Origin of the sequence: Cytobacillus firmus, from assembly GCF_023715565.1 — a bacterium.
Classification (GTDB): domain Bacteria; phylum Bacillota; class Bacilli; order Bacillales; family Cytobacillaceae; genus Cytobacillus; species Cytobacillus firmus_C.
In genome coordinates, this window is the sequence record NZ_JAMBOJ010000162.1 from 1 (window position 1) to 436 (window position 436).

Genomic DNA, 436 nt, shown 5'->3' on the forward strand with positions numbered 1-436 from the left:
GGTTGGCGCGCCAGGCAAAATCGATGCGCTTTTGCGGATCTTCGGCCCATGACGCATCCATCATACTGCCATGGTGCCCCATATCGGTTGCTGCCACCACAAACTCGCCGTTCATTGCCGGCAGGCAGCCGCTGGCATTCGACAGACTCAGGTTAATACTCCCGCACAGTCCGCCACAGCCGACCTGCAAAAAACGTTGACTCCAGCGTTGAGTCGGCAGGGCAATCTGCACGCCAATCTCAGGGGCGATAGTGGCGCTCACCTTGCACCAGCTTCCCTGCGCGGAGGTCTGCATTTCAGTGTGATTGATAGTGACCTTTGCGCCAACGGCCGCGCTGAAGTCGGTAGCGCTTAGCGCATCGCATGTCAGCGCGGGAAGAACGATCGGCAGACTGGCGACAGCCTGCGTGGGTGAAGCGAACGATAACCCGAAGAG

General features: G+C 59.4%; 1 protein-coding gene. It reads right to left on the reverse strand.

Going from position 1 to position 436, the window contains the following annotated elements; translation table 11 throughout:
• Window positions 1–436 (reverse strand): tannase/feruloyl esterase family alpha/beta hydrolase (locus M3205_RS25285; protein WP_251172371.1); only part of this gene is annotated, 436 nt, incomplete at both ends.